Raw genomic sequence first — 18,075 nt, 5'->3', positions numbered from 1 at the left:
TTGACACTGAGTAAAAAAGGCATCCGGATTCAGAGCATAACTCTGAACTTCGGATGCCTGTTATTAGTGTACTTTACATCGCTTCTTTATGATAAATCAGCACACCTGATACAGTTTCAGATGTCTTTTTCATCAGTCTGTGTATCAACTGATTCAAGCGGATATCCTACAGATATTTTCAATATTCTTATTATTTTTTCTTTGTTTTCAGAAGTGAAGCTGTAGATATTTTTGATAAGATAAGTCTGTTTGGGGCTTAGCTTAGGAACTCTTTTCATGACAGCTTCTTTTATGGCATTGCCACCGTGCTCTTCAATGTATCTGCCGGCAGCATTCTTGCGTTCTATAGCTTCGTGCTCGATATCTTCCATGAGTTTATTAAGATCAGTTATGTTATTGATGGAAAGGAATGTATCACCTCCAAGGAAGCCGGCAAGGAAAATAGCGATCACAGTTGCAGGTTCTGAAGGTATTGAGTCTACAAAGCCTATTATTGGAATAATAGCACCCGGAAGTAATATAACTCCGGCCAGTCCAAAAGCTATGGAACAGGACAAGCATATCCTTCCGTGAATGTTTAGAGGTATTGTAGAATAGTCCCACCATCTTGCGCCAAAGAATTTCTCTAATACAAATGATGTCAGGTATTCGAGAATGGCAGAACTTATCATACATACAAAGAAAAGTTTAAATGGACTACCAATAAATGGCCCAAACAAGGCTGCTGCGATATTGGCGCCAAATCCGTATATGGGACACAATGGGCCATACAGGAAGCCTCTGTTATCGAATTTGCCGGATAAGACTGTATACAGAACTGATTCCCATAGCCATCCACAGAAGCCGAATATTACAAATTTAATTACAAATGCTGCAAACATAATGTTACTCCCTCATCAAAACGTGATAAAAATATACCGCTGTATATTATACATGATAAACAGATTAAAAAAATAGTATATATCTAATCTGTAAGTCAGGTATTATATTATAGGTAATAGAAAATGGTTAATTTGCCCTTTAAAAGTGCTTTAGACACATACATCATAATATATATCGGGAGTATGTGTTATTTTTCTGATAAAACGTAAAAAATAGCAGATGAAATGAACTGTTTTCCTGAAAACTGCCGGTCTGATATAATGTAATGGTCAAAAAGAACTTTCAACATCTGCCTCATAATAACCTTATAAATTGTAAGGATTATAAGTGACAAGTACACTGCACCGTGATAGCGCAGCGCTGTAACAGAGCGAAAAAACGTTAATTTACATATAAAAACGTGCATCATAATTGTAAAATGTGCTGAAAATGGATACTAGATATTGAAAATAGGTACCCATTAATATAATAATTAATAGCTCTGAATATAAATAAGCAATAAATGCAGGGGAGATATACTCAATGAATATCAGAATAGAGAACCTTACTAAGGCTTACGGCGATTTCAAAGCTGTAGACAACATGAATCTGACGGTAGGAGACGGACAGCTTGTCGGACTTCTTGGACCATCAGGTTGTGGCAAGTCTACAACTCTTTTTATGTTAGCAGGTCTTACACAGGCTACTACAGGTCGAATTTTCTTTGGCGATAAGGAAGTAACAAAAGTTGCTCCTGAAGATCGTGGAATCGGTCTTGTATTCCAGAACTACGCCTTATATCCACATATGACAGTTGAAGACAATATCATGTTTCCTTTGATCAACCGTAAGGTTAACAAGCAGGAAGCTAGAAAGATGGCTTATGAGATGGCTGAGCTTGTACAGATTGAAAAGCTCTTAAAGCGTAAGCCAAGTGAACTTTCCGGTGGTCAGCAGCAGCGTGTTGCTATTGCCAGAGCTCTTGTTAAGAAGCCTGAAGTGCTTCTTCTTGATGAGCCTTTATCAAACCTTGATGCAAAGCTTCGTGTAGAAACAAGAGAAGAAATAAGACGAATCCAGCAGGAAGTTGGTATTACAACCATCTTCGTTACACATGATCAGGAAGAGGCAATGAGTATCTCTGATCAGATCGCTGTTATGAAGACTGGTGTTGTTCAGCAGTTTGATGTACCTCAGAATATGTATCTTAATCCTTGCAACAGATTTGTTGCTACATTCCTTGGAACACCTGAGATCAATATCATCGATGTAGAAGTTTCAGGCGGAGCTATAAGGTGCGGCGATGTAGTACTTAGAACAGGTGTTGATGTTAAGAACGGAACATATAAGGCAGGTATCCGTCCTGAGTCATTCACTCACAGAGGAGACGATCACAAGTACAGCGTTAATTCTGTTCGTATGATCGGTAGAGACCTTCTTCTTCATCTTGATATGGCAGGAGGAGATGTTCGCGCTATTACTCATTCAGGTCAGTCCATTTCCGCTGGCGATACAGTTGAGTTCTCAATAAGAGAATCTTCAATCATCTTGTTTGGATCAGATGATAAGGTTATCGGTAAATTCTGATTATAATATTTTGAATCTGTGACTTATTGATCTGCGGGTCAATGAGTCACTACTTCAAAAAGTGAAATAAACAAGAAGCTGACATGTGCGTCTATGAATAAGATCATGAGCTTGTCAGTACATTCGTATCCGGATTGGGAGATCATTTATGGAAAAGAAAAGTATGAAGGGTTGGCTTTATCTGTTGCCGGCTTTAATTATAATTACAGTGTTTACACTGTATCCTCTTGTAAAGGCATTTAGCATGAGTATCATGCTTAATTATGACATGGTACACAATACCTTTACAGGGTATGGCTTTGATGCTTATCAGAAGGTTCTTACTGATAAGACATTTCACAAGGCTTTGCTTAATACAACTATCTATTCTATTGTAGTTGTTCCTTGTTCTATTATTCTTTCACTTTTAATTGCAGCCATGATCAATGGCACTAAGAAGACCAAAGGTCTTTTTCAGACTATATATTTCCTTCCTTACGTTACCAGTGTTATCGCTATCGGTATTGTATGGAGCTGGATCTATAACAGTAGATATGGTCTTTTGAACAGCATCATGGGACTTTTTGGAATAGAGCCTATTCAGTGGCTCAACAAGCCGAAGTATGCACTTCCTGCACTTATCATTTTTGCAGTATGGAAGAGTATGGCTTTCAATATCATGGTATTCCTTGCAGGTCTTCAGACTATTCCCAAAGATGTATATGATGCAGCCAAGGTTGACTCAACTCCAAGATGGAGAGTATTCCTTCGTATCACAGTTCCGGGTATTGCACCTATGATCGTATATTCCTACATCATGGGAATAATCAGTGCATTTAAGGTATACAACGAGGTATATTCACTTTATGGTGGCAAGGCAGGTCCTGCTAACAGCGCTATTACAGTCGTTTATTATATCTGGCAGAAGTTCTACCAGAGCTTCAAATATGATGAAGCAGCTGCTGCAGCAGTTATTCTGTTCTTTATCATTTTGGCATTTACAATGGTTCAGAAACTTGTTCGCAAATTGATGAGTCGATAAAAGGGGCATTACTATGAAATCAACTAAAATTTCCAATATTATTTTGGATATACTTAAATTTGCAATTCTTATATTGGGTGCAGCTATTACTGTGATGCCTTTTATCTGGATGATACTGTCTTCACTTAAGACTGCATCAGAGATCACTGCGATCCCGCCTACATTTTTCCCTAAGGAATTTCGTTGGGAGAATTATAAGGAAGCCTGGAGCAGAGCTCCTTTCCTTAGATATTTCGTTAATACTATCATAGTTGCTGTATGTAGTACTATTGGTGTTCTTATCACCACAGTTCTTTCAGCATTTGCTTTTTCAAGACTTAACTTCCCGGGCAAGAAGGTCATCTTCTCTGTTCTTATGGCTACACTTATGATCCCCGGAGAGATGCTTGTTATCACTAACTACATCACTGTTTTCCACATGAAGTTTGAGATCGGCGGTGTCAGGATCATGGGTATTGATTCTTACGGCGCTCTGATACTTCCGTGGATTGCGAGTGTTTTCTATATTTATCTCCTGACTCAGTTCTTCATGCAGGTTCCGGATGCCATATATCTGGCTGCTAAGGTCGATAAATGTTCCGACTGGAAGTTCATGTGGAAGATAATGCTTCCTATGAACAAACAGGCTGTTGTTACTATTGGTATACTTAATTTTATTAGCAGCTGGAATGCATTCATGTGGCCACTGCTTGTAACAAATGATCCAAGCATGAGAGTATTGTCCAACGGACTTACGCAGTTCCAGTCAGAAGCAGGTTCTGATTATCAGCTTATTATGGCTGCATCCTGTATTCTGGTTATGCCTATCATCATCATCTACCTGTTCCTTAGAAAGTACATCATCGAAGGTGTTACAAGATCAGGTCTTAAGGGATAAGTATTTAAACAGATAATTTAGATAATATATTCAAGACATAATAAAACAGTTTGTCATCTATCATTGATCAGTCGTATGATTGAAGGGGTAGTAAATTGCCTTATGGCAAGTTAACTATACTAGTGCTTACCGTTTATACGGTACAAAAGGAGGATACGTATTATGAAGAAGAAAATGGTTGCAACATTGCTTACAGCAGTGATGGCAGCAGGAGCTCTTGCAGGCTGTGCTCAGAAGGTAGATCCTAATGCAAGTACAGCAGCTTCTAAAGACGAGGCTACACAGGAGACAACTAAGGAAGAGACAACACAGGATGGTACTACAACAGAGCAGGCAACTTCTGAAGAGAAGACAATTGAGCCTTGCGAGATCGAGTTCTGGCATGGAATGTCTAACACACAGGAAGAAGTTCTTACTCAGCTTACAAATGACTTCAATTCTAACAACGAGTACGGAATCACAGTTACACTTGTAAACCAGGGTTCATATGGCGATCTTTCACAGAAGCTTCAGGCAGCTGCAGCAGCTGACGGACTTCCGGATATGGCTCAGGCTTATAATAACTGGCTCAATCCTTACATTGATAAGGTTGTAGACCTTACTAATTTCGTAGAAACAGATTTCGATAACTATGACGATATTATCGAGGCTTATCGTAATGAGTGCAGCGAGTTTGGTTTCATTCACGCTCTTCCTTTCAATAAGTCTACATACGTAATGTTCTATAACAAGACAGTTCTTGATGAACTTGGATTCGAAGCTCCTAAGACATGGGATGACCTTACAACAATTGGTGAAGCTTATGTTGAGAAGTATGGCAACCCGGCATGGGGTGTTGATGACCTTGCAGGTTTCGTAGAGGCTTCTCTTCGTCAGAACGGTGAGGGTTATGTTGATGAGACAGGTGCTCTTTTCAATACAGACGGTGGTCTTGAGACTATGACATACATCATGGACCTTTACAACAACGGATATGCTCGTCTTGTTGGTGAAGACAAGTACTTCTCAAACGTTCTTTCTGCACAGTCTATGCTTGGTTATATCGGATCTTCAACAGGTGCTTCATACATCACAGCTGATGGTTGGGAGATGGGTGTATGCCCTGTTCCTTCAAACAAGGAAAGCGCTGCTTACTGCGCAGGTACAAACCTTGTAATGTTCACACAGGATGCTAACAAGCAGCTTGCAGCTTGGGAGTACATGAAGTGGCTCACATCTGAAGAAGCTACTGTAACATGGGCTACAGGAACAGGTTACCTTCCTGTAAGAACATCTGCTTATGAGTCTGCTGATTATCAGAACTTCATGGCTTCTGATGTAACAGCTACAGCAGCTTACGAGCAGTCTGATGCTTTCTTCACATCTCTTGCATCTTACGATGCTTCTAACGATGTAAGAACAGCTGTTGCTGCTAAGATGGAAGAGCTCATTCTTGATGAGACAGCTCCTCAGGATGCTCTTGATGCTCTTGTAGAAGAGATCAACGCTCAGTTCTGATATAGTATTAGTTAACTTAGAACTATATTTAAGCCGGTGCATATGCACCGGCTTTTTTAGGTGATATTATAATGATATTGGCACATACTCGCTATTGTGATAAAATAGATATCTTGCTCTAGAGATTTTTTCTCACAGGAAAGGAGTAATAGTTATGAGTATGACTAAACTTGGATTTTATAATGGCCTAAAGGAAATAGGCGGGACATTTGTGGTAGTTGAGACTGATACTGCCAGATGTATGTTCGATTTTGGTTTTGCCAATGCTGATATTATTGATAATAAAGTCAGCTGCGCGCCTGGCGATATGGCATATTATTATGTTAATCTCGGTATTCTGACACCGATGGATGGTATATATGATGACAATACTGCTCATAAGCTTGGGCTTAAGTCATTTTCAGAAGATACTAAAAAGAATTTCTTTATTATTTCTCACATGCATATAGATCATATGGGCGGACTTGGTATGCTGGATCCTGATGTTCCGGTATATATGAGCATGGATTCACTTAAGCTTTACAGAGCAATTGCAAGATGCGGTGAAGCAGAAGTTAGAGAACACGCCAACTGCATTGGAGTTGATTATGAAGACAGCTTCACAGTAGGTGATATTACAGTCAAAGTAGTGCAGATAGATCATGATGTAGCAGGTGCCTGCGGATTTATCATTACTACAGCTGATGGAAGTATCTGTTATACAGGTGACTACAGATTCCATGGTTTTCACAGGGATATTACAGAGAAGTTCGCAAGAACCTGCCATGGCGTAGATGTTATGATAACAGAAGGTGTTACTGCAAGCTTTGAAGATATAGATATGCTAAGCCTTGAAGAGCCTGAAGATATGGGCAATTCCGAGGAAGTAGTAGAAGAGTATATGAAGGATAGGATCCGTAATGAAAGTGGTCTTATCGTGATCAACAATTATAACAGGAATGTAGAGCGTATCCACAGGCTTATATCTGTATGCGAAAATGAAGGACGAACTCTCGTACTTGAGCCGATTCAGGCAGAGTATATCAAAGCTTTCTATCCTGAAGATAAGATTAGTGTATATGCACAGAATATTGATGAGTGCAGCTTTACAATATCTCCTGACTGGAAGATGGTTACGAGGAAGGATATACTTGATGATCCTTCAGGATATGTACTTCAGCAGGATTATAAACATATATATGAGCTTATAGATCTTAAAACCGTGCTCTCATTGTATGTTCATATGGATGGTGGCCCGCTTGGTGATTATGATCCTTCATACAAAAAGCTCCATGACTTTATGGAGCAGCTTAACATAAACTACGAGCACAAGGGAACAGGCGGACATTCAAGACCATATTATCTTCGCTATATGATAGATAATATAGCACCCGGTACGCTTATACCGCTTCATTCCTTCAGACCTGAGCAGGTTATGTCTGATAAAGCAGGTTGCAGGATACTGCCTGAGTATGGAGATATCTATACCATGCAGGAAGGAAAATTGTCAAAACGATAATTGATGATTGATTTTTAATTTTAGATTAAGTTTGGACGTTTATACTTACATAAGAATACAAAAAGAACTGACTGATTATAGAAAGTTGAATCAAAGTTTTATGAATAATAACACAAGATCATTAGATATCATATATACATCAGATACACATGGCCACGTATACCCTGTAGATTATGCCAAGAACGGGCCCTCAAACTGCAGCCTTTTGAACATAGCACATGAGATAGACAAGGATGGAAATACACTTGTTCTTGATGGAGGAGATTCACTCCAGGGAACCCCTCTTACTCAGTATTATCTGGCTAACTCAGATAAGTATTCATATCATCCTATAGCCGAAGCTTTTAATGCAATGGGTCTTGACTATTTTACACTTGGCAACCATGACTTTAATTTTGGTTATGAAGTTATCAGAGACTACCTTAATGCAATGAATGCAAAGTGCCTCTGTGCCAATGTGGAAGATCTTGGCGGAGAGTTAAAGCTATATAAGACAGACATAGTAACACTTGATAATGGCCTTAGGATCGGTCTTTCAGGAGTTGTAACAGATTGGGTCAATGTCTGGGAACAGGTAGACAACATCACAAAGACAAGGGTCACAGATCCTCTCAGCGCTGCAGCCAAGGCACTTGCTGAGATTAAAGATCAATGCGATATAACTGTCCTTATATATCATGGAGGCTTAGAAGAAAATCCTAAGACCGGCGAGAAGATGTCTGATACCACCGAGAATATCGGATGCAGAATAGCTCATGAACAGGACTGGGATATCCTTCTGACAGGTCATCAGCATATAGCTAATGAGAAGTTTGTCATAGATGGAACCTATGCAGTTCAGCCGCCTGCCAAGGCAGAGAAGTATATATCCATGCATGTAGAAATGGGTGCACAGCAAGGTGATGATGAACAACTTAAGATCAGTTCTAAGCTTGTAAGTACAGGATCTGAGCATGAAGATATAGTTTATAACAAGATGATTCCACTTGAGCAGGATGTTCAAAGATGGCTTGATATACCGATAGGATCAATAGATGAGCCTATCATACCTGAAGAAAAACTTGATGCAGCACTTAACGGAAGCAGGCTTGCAGCTATTTTTAACCAGACTCAGCTTGAATGGAGCGGAGCGGATTTTTCCTGCACAAGTCTTGGTAATGATCCTTTGGGATTAAAAAAGAATATAACGATTAGGGATATATGTGCTGTTTATCCTTTTTCTAATACAGTATTTGTTGTAGAAGTTACTAAGAAGACTATCAAAGAATCACTTGAAAGGGTTGCTTCATATTTTTCCCTAATAGATGGAAAACCTGCGGTTTCGGAAGAGTTTTTAAAACCCAAGATAGAACATTATAACTATGACTTCTATGCAGGCCTTGATTATGAGTTTGACCTAAGACGCCCTGTTGGCGACAGAGTAGTTAAAATGGTCCGTATTGACGGAACAGAGCTTTCTGATTCTAAAATGTATACACTTGTGACCAGCAATTACAGAGCGACAGGCACAGGTGGATATAAGGCGATTGGAGATAGTAAAGTTTTAAGGAATAGTACAGAGGAAATGCCAGACCTGTTACAGGAATTTATTAAGAAAAACAGTCCTGTTGGAGATATAAAGAATTACAGAATAAAAGTAATATATTGATGTTTCAGATAATTCGTATGCCGTGAAAATATAGTAATTGACCTGGGAACATGCAGTATGTCAGTCATAAGATTTCATATATTGCGGATGACTGATATAAGACAGTTTATAGTATCAGTTACTATAGTACTTGAATAAGATCATTGTCAGATACTATTTCGAATATATTTTCAAGAAACGGGATACAGTACATGTGTTTAGTGATATACTGTTATAGATGCTTGCAAAGAAGGACAATAATCCTATGAAAATATTTAAGCTATTCACCAAAGATGATGATGTTTTTTGCGATTATCGAGATAGAATAAATGAACTGAATTACGAACGTATAGGGAAGCTTTCCATGATGGGAGCCACCCTTCCTATAATGGCTGTAGTATTCTTTTTGATAGTGGGAGATCTTGAGGGAAGTTTCGAATCAGCTATGATCATGATCTATTTTGCCACACTTAGGGTTGTTTATAATTTTCGTGGTAAAGACAGACCATTTAAAAATTCGACAATTATCTTTTATCTTGTAGTAATTCCGATACTTTTATTTGCGGCTTCTGTTGATTCATATTTCGATCCGGAAGAAGAGGGATTTACATCGCTTCTTTTTCTATGTGTGATTCCATGCCTTATCATAGACAAGCCAAGAAGACTTTGGTCTTTCATGATAGGAGTTGCAGTGACATATGGTGTAATATTTGACTTCTATAATGATGGGGCTGTAATGGAAGCTTTTACTTCTCATATAGCTGTTGCTTCCATCGTATCGATAGTAATATCAGGATATGTACTTACTATACAGATCGAGAATATCAGAAGAGGTGAAGTGCTTTCATATCAATCTGAACATGACGGAATGACAGGGCTTTTTAACAGAGCAGGAGGAGAGAAGAGAATCTCAGAGTACTTAGAAGAAGGGTGCAGTGGTTTTTTCTATCTGATAGACGTTGATAACTTCAAGGAAGTCAATGATTCATTCGGTCATGACATAGGTGATGAAGTACTTGAGGATATATCAGGAATACTTACAGAATCCAGTGGTGACAAAGATGTCCTTATGAGAATCGGCGGTGATGAGTTTGTAGGCTTTGCGCAGGGAGTCTTTAGCGAAGAGATGATTCAGAGGCGATTTGAAAGAATTCAAAGCGGCCTTAGATGGACTAGATTCTTTAGAAATTACAAGCAGAAGATAACCCTTTCTATGGGGGCAGTAATCCTTGACAGTAAGACAGACTATACATATAAGACTCTGTATAAAACAGCGGACGAACTATTATACACTTCCAAACGAAATGGCAAAAATGTATTGACTGCGCAGTGATGTGCAGTCTTTTTATTTTATCCCGTTTTCCTTGTTCTGGATTTCAGACTGTTTTGCGATTAAAGAGATATGTTCGACCTGTAGCAGATATTATCAATATTTAAGCATATAACATCAAACTAAACTAAGAGGGTTATGTGATATCATAAATGCATGGCCCTCTTTTATTTTTTTCAGGCTTACAGGGCTTTTATACAGGTATTATGGAGGTATTGATTTGAACAGAATTTCTATTAGTGACAATGATAAATGGAAGATGAGAATTATATCATCAGATTCAAAAGGCAAGTGGATCAAGGCTGTAGTTCCGGGAAGTGTATATACAGATCTTCTTAGAGAAGGACTTATGGAAGATCCATTCTTTAAAGATAATGAAGATAAAGCTCTTATGCTTATGGACAATGATTTTGAGTATGAGACCAGCTTTAATGTATCCAAAGATTTTTTGTCATGTTATGATCAGATACTTCATTTTGACGGCCTGGATACAGTCACAGATGTATTACTTAATGGCCAAAAGCTTGGAAGTACTGAAAATATGCACAGAATGTATGAATTTGATATTAAGGATATAGTTAAGGAGAAAGGCAATAAGCTTACTGTTTTATTTCATTCTCCTACAAGATATATCAAAGAGGCTGTAGAAAAAGACTATGTGGACGGATCATCAGATGCTATGCCGGGATTTCCACATATCAGGAAGACGCATTCAAGCTTTGGCTGGGACTGGGGAGCTCACCTTCCCGATGCAGGAATATATAGACCTGTATACCTGATAGGATCAGGAAGCGTAAGACTTGAAAGCGTGCAGATACTTCAGAAGCATATAACAGTCAAAAATAGTGTATCTGATAAGAAAGCTGTAAAGAGCTCAGGCAGGAATACTAAAACTTCAAATAAAAACAATATAAATGAATCTACTAATGTAAAAATTTCTTTTAAGCCGGAACTTTTAATTAATAGTACTGACCTGTCCGATCTTGAATCAGCTCTTTCCAAGCTGACCATAGATGTCAAGATTACAGATCCTGATGGTAGAGAATTAAGGAGTAAAGAAACAAAGCTATTCCCGTCATCAGGAAGGAATAAGTCTTCTGATAAGAAGCCAGCCATAGATGCTTTTGCCCTTAAGATGTCAGGAATTGAAAGTGCTGACGGACTTGTAGGTGTAAGAGTTAGGGCATTGGAGAATTCTCTTTCTATAACTATAGAAGATGCCAAGATCTGGTGGCCTAGAGGATACGGCCAGCAGCCCCTGTATGATGTAGAAGTGACTTTATATGAAGACGGTCAGAAGATAGATTCATGGACTAAGAGAATAGGACTTAGAACTGTAGATCTTAATCTCAAAAAGGGAAGGAAAGCCGCAGACTTTGCAATAAGAGTAAATGGAACGCCTATATTTGCCATGGGCGCAGACTATATCCCGGAAGATCACCTTCTTGGAAGAGTAAATCCTGCTACTACCAGATCCCTATTAGAAAAAGCTGCTTTTGCAAACCACAACTGCGTACGTGTATGGGGAGGCGGCTACTATCCTGAAGACTGGTTCTATGATATCTGTGATGAACTTGGCCTTTTGGTATGGCAGGATATGATGTTTGCCTGCGCTGTATACCATCTGACGGAAAAGTTTGAAAATAATATAAAAGAAGAGTTCGGGCAGAATTTAAGGAGACTTCGTCATCATGCATCTCTTGGCCTTATATGCGGCAATAATGAGATGGAGATGTTCGTAGACAGAGGGGTATGGGTTCATTCCAAAGAAGAAGTACGTGACTATACGATTATGTATGAACGCATAATTCCCAGCATGCTTACAGGCATAGCTCCACAAGTTGCATACTGGCCATCCAGTCCATCATCGGGAGGAGCCTTCGATGATCCGGGTAGTGAGACAAGAGGAGACCAGCATTACTGGGATGTATGGCATGGAGATAAGCCATTTACAGAATATAGAAAGTTCAGGTTCCGCTTCCTGTCAGAGTTTGGATTCCAGAGCTTCCCTCTTAGAAAGACCATCGACCTTATAACAGATGATGAGAATGACAGGAATATCTTTTCATATGTGATGGAGAGACACCAGCGCAATGGCGCAGCTAATGGCAAGATCATGAATTATATGCAGCAGACTTACCGTTATCCATCCGATTTTGATACTCTGTTATATGCATCACATATGCTCCAGGCAGATGGAATCAGACTAGGAATAGAACATTTCAGACGTTACCGCGGAGAGTGTATGGGCGCAGTAGTATGGCAGCTCAATGACTGCTGGCCTGTTGCATCCTGGTCTTCAATAGACTATGCAGGAAGGCTCAAAGCGCTTCATTATGCAGAAAAAAGAGCTTTCGCACCACTCATGATATCCTGCGAAGAGAACGGACGCATAAACTGCGGCAAAGCTGTTAATGAGTATCCAAAGGATTTTGAGAAGTCCATAAGACTAAATGTTGCCAACGAGAGCATGGAAGACAGGGTAGTTACAGCTATCTGGGAGCTTAGAAATGCCAATGGAACAGCTGTCTCAAAGTCTGAAGTATCATGCCCGGTTTCAGGCACTAAGAAGATCACAGTCCCTGCTCTTACATCAGTATGGCTTGATAAAGTGGATATGGAAGGCGTAGACGAGTTTAGCCAGTATGTAAGCTATCATCTTCTTGATGAAAATGGTATAGAGATTTCAGGCGGCTCAGTAATCTTCTCACTTCCTAAATACTTTAAGTACGAAGATCCAAAGCTTGAATTAGAGGCCAGCGCAGATACCATCACCATCACCTCTAGTGCCTATGCAAGAGGCGTAGAAATACTTAATGACAATGAAGATATAATCTTGTCTGATAACTATTTTGATATGGATAAGGGTACAAAGACGATCAAAGTTATATCAGGAAGCTGCGATAACTTAAGACTTAGAAGTGTTTATGACATAAAATAGAATAATTCAGACTTCCCACTTGCCAAGCACAGCTCCAAGGTTATGAAGCTGTTTGCTAGTAGGAAAACTTGAGTAAAAAAGCTATCGCCAGGAAGGAACAAGCCTGCCAGGTGATAGCTTTTATTTTATCCTAGTGCGACATCCAGTGTCATCATCAGTGTGAATCCCAAAGCGAACATAACTGTACTTACATTAGTATGCTTGCCGGATGCCATCTCCGGAACCAGCTCCTCGACTACTACATACATCATAGCTCCTGCCGCAAAGCACAGAAGATATGGAAGAACCGGAACTATAAGTCCTGCAAGAAGGATAGTGATGATAGTCCCTATAGGTTCTACAAGACCTGAGAGAACGCCGCTTATAAATGCCCTTGTTCTGGACTCGCCTTTACTTCTAAGGGGCATTGATATGATAGCGCCCTCAGGGAAGTTCTGAATAGCAATACCAAGAGCTAGTGCAAGAGCACCGGCAGCAGTGATACCGCTTGTACCTGTAAGCCATCCTGCATATACGACACCTACAGCCATACCTTCAGGTATGTTGTGAAGTGTAACTGCAAGTACCATCATGGTTGTCTTTTTGAAATTGGCTTTCATACCTTCCGGTTCATCGCTGTTCATATGAAGATGAGGAATCAGCTCATCAAGACATAGTAAGAACAGGATACCGATCCAGAAGCCTGCAACTGCGGGTATGAACGATAGCTTACCCATAGAAGCGGATTGCTCCATTGCAGGGATTATAAGACTCCATATTGATGCAGCTACCATGACACCGGCAGCAAAGCCTTCCAGTGCATGATTTAGCTTTTCACTCAGTTCTTTTTTCATGAAAAAGACCATGGCAGAACCAAATGCGGTACCTAAAAATGGTACCAGTACGCCTATTAATAGCTGATTGTTCATCAGAACTCAACTGTGCGCGCAGGCGCTGTAAATGATGAGAAAGTAGCTTTTCCTCCATCAAAATACAGAACAGCAGTATTGCCGTCTCCCGGGGCGTACATATTCTTTAGACCGGGATTTTTATCAAGCATATCTGTTTCTGCTTCGATGCGGTTGTCGTAGACGAGCTTGCCTTCTACTCTGAGCCATTGTCCGTCCTTAAAGGCGCAGATCTCGGCTTTTGGGTTTTTCTCTAACTGTTTGAAGACATCTTTTTTCTTACCAGTCTGGATATAAAGCTTGCCCTCGAATATCTCAGCGGTTCCAAAAGGTCTTACTCTTGGCTGGTCACCATCTACCGTTGCAAGGTAGTAGGTCTGAGCGCTGTGAAGGAATTCTCTTACTTCTTCAATTGGTGTTGTTGACATATTATAGCCTCCTTAGTTATATAAAATTGTGCCTGTTTATAGTCTGTATCTATCGGAAGGTTTTGCTATAGCCTGTTACAGGCTATCCGTATTTATTATATATCATTACACATGATTAAAAAAAGTCATAGATGTTACAAAAATACGTGTATATCAATTGAAAAATTGAGCGCAATATAATAGAATTAAATATACAGATGATCTTTACTTAGACACATAATAAGAATTATTTATTTTATTGATCATTTTTAAATTCATGTCGCGAGTGACTAATGGTTCAAATTGGGTTTTAATATCTATTTTGCAGCTGTTGTTCGTATATTACGCATTGGGTCATAAGGAGGACTTTTATGTTCTATGGTACCTGGGTGTCACTTCTTCCACCGATTATAGCTATAATACTTGCACTTATAACCAAGCAGGCCTATCTTGCTTTGTTTGTAGGAGTTACGACAGGAGCTTTTTTTATAGCAGGTCCTCATCCATGGGAAGCTTTTGGAGTTTTTCTTGATACCATGGTTTCAAATGTAGATCTTACCATCATAATATTCCTGATTCTTATCAGTATAGTTGTAAGGCTCATGCAGATGAGTGGTGGAACCAATGCATACGGAGAATGGGCATATAGGAATCTGAAGAATAAAAAGTCATCTTTGATCGCTACAAGTCTTCTTGGAGTACTTATATTCATGGATGATGGATTTAACTGCCTTACAGTAGGTTCCGTTATGATGCCTGTTACAGATAAGTTTAAAGTTTCAAGGGCCAAGCTTGCATACATAATAGATGCAACAGCTGCACCTGTGTGTATTCTGGCGCCTATATCGTCATGGGCAGCAGCAATTAATTCATATATTCCGGAAGGATATCCTATTAATGGTTTTAGTATGTTCGTAAGAGCGATACCTTTTAATTTCTATGCTCTTCTTACCCTTATTATGGTATTTGGGACATCTGTATTAGGATTCGACTATGGGATTATGAGAAAATATGAAAAAGTAGTAGAGGATGGACAGCCTGACATAAGCGCCGGTAAAAGAAGCAGTGAATCGGCAGATTCTGCCGGAATGAAAGGTGCGGTCATAGATTTGGTACTTCCCATGGCTTTTCTCATAGTTACAGCTATATCAGCTATGATCTATACCGGATATCTGGCAGGCGGAACAAGCCTTGTAGAATGCTTTGCAAACTGCGAATCAGCAAAAAGTCTTGTATTTGCATCGCTCCTTACTATCCTTTTTTGTGCATGCCTTTATCTTCCAAGAAAAGTTATGTCATTTAAGGATTATATGGACTGCATACCTACAGGATCTACGCTTATGGTTCCGTTTATGATAATACTGGTTCTGGCCTGGACACTAAAAGGTATGATAGGAGGCCTTGGCGCAGACGTATTCATAAACTCAGTGATGCAGGGAGCCGGCAGCGTATATCCTCTTATTCCGATATTCCTGTTCCTTATATCTGTATTCGTGTCCTTCTCATCAGGAACCAGCTGGGGGACTTTTGCCATCATGGTGCCTGTAACTGTAGCGATGCTATCATCTGATCAGCAGATGCTGCTTATAGGTATAGCGGCCTGCCTTGCAGGAGGCGTAACAGGAGATCATATATCTCCAATCTCTGATACGACTATAATGTCAAGTTCAGGCGCCGACTGTAATCATATAGATCATGTTAGCTCACAGATTCAGTATCAGATACCTGTAATAGTTGCATCTTCTGTAGGATATCTTATTGCAGGTTTTACAAAAAGCTTTGTTATAGCTTTTCCAGTTGCAGTGTTGGTTCTTGTGATGGAGCTATTCTGCATATATAAGTTTGCAATCAAGAGATAGAGTTATTGATCTTTGATTCCATTGCGCTTTTTAAGCTTATGGAACTGTCGTCAATATCAATATCACCTGTTGGAAGGAGAGGATCGGCTTTGAACATAAAGCTGTCTTTTCCTGTCTTCTTGATTTTGTATAGAAGCTCGTCAGCCATGTCTTTTAGAACCCTAAGATCATTCTCATAGTCGCAGACACCTCTGTAGATACCGCAGCTGATCGTTGGTGAGACATCTGCTTCTTTAATCCTGAATTTTGTCAGGTCTTTTCTTAGAGAGGAGATTCTTTCTTCAAAGCTTTTTTTGCCATATCCCGATATGATGAGGAATTCATCGCCGCCTATCCTGTAGCAGTGTTCTATGCCAAAATACTTGCTAAGAAGCCTTGCTACTTCTCTGATAACGTTATCACCTACAGTGTGACCAAATGTGTCGTTGAAGTACTTGAAATCATCAATATCCATCATCATTACACTTAATATATGTCCGTTGTATTCAGACCAGTCAGCCCTAAGAGCATTTCTGTTCTTAACACAGCTTAGTTCGTCATAGAAACTTATGGAATGAAGCATTTCATTGCTTTCTTCCAACCGCTCTTTGGCCAGAGTAAGTTCTTCATTGACTCTCTTTAGTTCGAAATGATTCTCGTACCAGGTACAGGTCAGGTAGTATCTGATAACACTTATAAAATTTATAAAAAAGAAATACTCCGTCATATTTAGAACGTCCGAATATTCTACATCATAAACCGGAATGAGTACCAGATAGAAACAAACAAGGGAGATGATACTAAGAGTTATGGATCCGTATGGATTGATGACTAGTATTCCAAAAACGCAAAGAGTCATGATAAAAAAGACATATGAGTTGCCGCCAAGAAGAAGGTCATAGACAGAGATATAGATACCAAAGGCTATCTCTATAATGGAATATGCAAGCAGGACGAAGCAGATTTTTTTTACATTGCCGCTGACTTTATTTCTATAACTGATAAGGTACAAGAAGACTATTGCAGATATGAGCATCATCATAACGCAAGAATTGAGCCTTATCACGATATATAGGTGTGGAATCTCCGGATGGAGTATCATGATACTGTAATTCCATAGTGAAAAATAAAGTTCAATAAAGAAATTGACTATAGCGATAAGACTTATGCAATATATGTTCTGAGCTGTGATAGATGCTATGATATCAGAGCTTTTATGCTTAAATAAATAATGAAAAAAAGGATCGAATCTTAGCTTCATGGGACATCTCCTGTTCAAATATCTGACGATTCAAAATTCATGATCTATTATTATTTTTCGACCAAAAAAGTGTATTTGTTAACCATGTTAAAAATTGGTTCAAAAGAGGATATTATGAGGTAGGTGTCAAAAGTTCCTTTTGACACCATATGACTACCGGATTGTTCCGTTTCTTCGAAACTCTCACAATCCTTAAACATTCGCAAATCCGCACTACGTGCTACTTTGCTCATGTTTGGCGGGTCATAAATTCATATTCGATTTCGAGCAAGCTCGAATCGAAATGACTTTTGACCCTTACGTCATATTATAAAAAAGTTAAAACTCCTCCCCCTGTCATTGCCATATATAAGGAAAACTTGCTAATAGGGTGTCTTAAAGTGAACATAAAAAAGAATATATACGGTATTTGCTATAATTCTTTTTTCATAGTAAAATGGCAA

The 18,075-nt window shown here is 39.3% G+C and carries 13 protein-coding genes; 9 read left to right on the top strand and 4 right to left on the bottom strand.

What is annotated here, in order from left to right:
• Positions 1-116: 116 nt before the first annotated feature.
• Positions 117-881, bottom strand: coding sequence for a putative ABC transporter permease (locus tag BMX21_RS09185; protein ID WP_051199447.1), 765 nt, complete (start codon positions 879-881; stop codon positions 117-119).
• Positions 882-1,404: 523 nt separating this feature from the next.
• On the opposite strand from BMX21_RS09185, the gene BMX21_RS09180 reads away from it, so the two are divergent.
• From BMX21_RS09180 to BMX21_RS09145, 8 genes are all read left to right on the top strand, one after another.
• Positions 1,405-2,448 (top strand): ABC transporter ATP-binding protein, encoded by a 1,044-nt coding sequence (locus tag BMX21_RS09180; protein WP_022755754.1) that lies wholly within the window; start codon positions 1,405-1,407, stop codon positions 2,446-2,448.
• A 148-nt stretch (positions 2,449-2,596) separates the two neighbouring features.
• On the top strand, positions 2,597-3,469 hold the full coding sequence (locus tag BMX21_RS09175) for a carbohydrate ABC transporter permease (protein ID WP_027204260.1): 873 nt from the start codon (positions 2,597-2,599) through the stop codon (positions 3,467-3,469).
• Positions 3,470-3,482: 13 nt separating this feature from the next.
• Positions 3,483-4,346 carry a carbohydrate ABC transporter permease gene (locus BMX21_RS09170; protein WP_034489943.1) on the top strand — a complete coding sequence of 288 codons (864 nt, stop codon included), beginning with the start codon at positions 3,483-3,485 and terminating at the stop codon, positions 4,344-4,346.
• Between the two features lie 162 nt (positions 4,347-4,508).
• Positions 4,509-5,843: an ABC transporter substrate-binding protein gene (locus BMX21_RS09165; protein WP_027204258.1), complete on the top strand. Its 1,335-nt coding sequence runs from the start codon at positions 4,509-4,511 to the stop codon at positions 5,841-5,843.
• A 154-nt stretch (positions 5,844-5,997) separates the two neighbouring features.
• Positions 5,998-7,341, top strand: coding sequence for an MBL fold metallo-hydrolase (locus BMX21_RS09160; RefSeq protein ID WP_092043616.1), 1,344 nt, complete (start codon positions 5,998-6,000; stop codon positions 7,339-7,341).
• A gap of 100 nt (positions 7,342-7,441) precedes the next feature.
• Positions 7,442-8,989 (top strand): bifunctional metallophosphatase/5'-nucleotidase, encoded by a 1,548-nt coding sequence (locus BMX21_RS09155; protein WP_092043613.1) that lies wholly within the window; start codon positions 7,442-7,444, stop codon positions 8,987-8,989.
• Positions 8,990-9,233: 244 nt separating this feature from the next.
• On the top strand, positions 9,234-10,301 hold the full coding sequence (locus BMX21_RS09150) for a GGDEF domain-containing protein (RefSeq protein ID WP_177173985.1): 1,068 nt from the start codon (positions 9,234-9,236) through the stop codon (positions 10,299-10,301).
• A 217-nt stretch (positions 10,302-10,518) separates the two neighbouring features.
• Positions 10,519-13,239: a beta-mannosidase gene (locus BMX21_RS09145; RefSeq protein WP_242952903.1), complete on the top strand. Its 2,721-nt coding sequence runs from the start codon at positions 10,519-10,521 to the stop codon at positions 13,237-13,239.
• A gap of 125 nt (positions 13,240-13,364) precedes the next feature.
• Here BMX21_RS09145 and BMX21_RS09140 read toward each other — a convergent pair whose 3' ends face one another.
• Positions 13,365-14,147: a ZIP family metal transporter gene (locus tag BMX21_RS09140; protein ID WP_092043609.1), complete on the bottom strand. Its 783-nt coding sequence runs from the start codon at positions 14,145-14,147 to the stop codon at positions 13,365-13,367.
• A complete protein-coding gene (locus BMX21_RS09135) occupies positions 14,147-14,539 on the bottom strand; it encodes a pyridoxamine 5'-phosphate oxidase family protein (RefSeq protein WP_027204254.1) in 393 nt (130 codons plus the stop codon). Before BMX21_RS09135 ends, BMX21_RS09140 begins: the two co-directional genes overlap by 1 nt.
• Before the next feature lie 365 nt (positions 14,540-14,904).
• On the opposite strand from BMX21_RS09135, the gene BMX21_RS09130 reads away from it, so the two are divergent.
• Complete coding sequence (locus tag BMX21_RS09130) at positions 14,905-16,392, top strand: Na+/H+ antiporter NhaC family protein (RefSeq protein WP_092043606.1); 1,488 nt, start codon at positions 14,905-14,907, stop codon at positions 16,390-16,392.
• On the opposite strand, the gene BMX21_RS09125 is transcribed toward BMX21_RS09130, so the two are convergent.
• A complete protein-coding gene (locus BMX21_RS09125) occupies positions 16,382-17,632 on the bottom strand; it encodes a GGDEF domain-containing protein (RefSeq protein WP_092043603.1) in 1,251 nt (416 codons plus the stop codon). The two genes, BMX21_RS09130 and BMX21_RS09125, sit on opposite strands and share 11 nt — an antisense overlap.
• Positions 17,633-18,075 lie beyond the last annotated feature (443 nt).

The organism is Butyrivibrio sp. TB (assembly GCF_900110805.1).
GTDB lineage: Bacteria > Bacillota > Clostridia > Lachnospirales > Lachnospiraceae > Butyrivibrio > Butyrivibrio fibrisolvens_C.
This window is presented reverse-complemented; position numbering and strand designations above follow the sequence as displayed.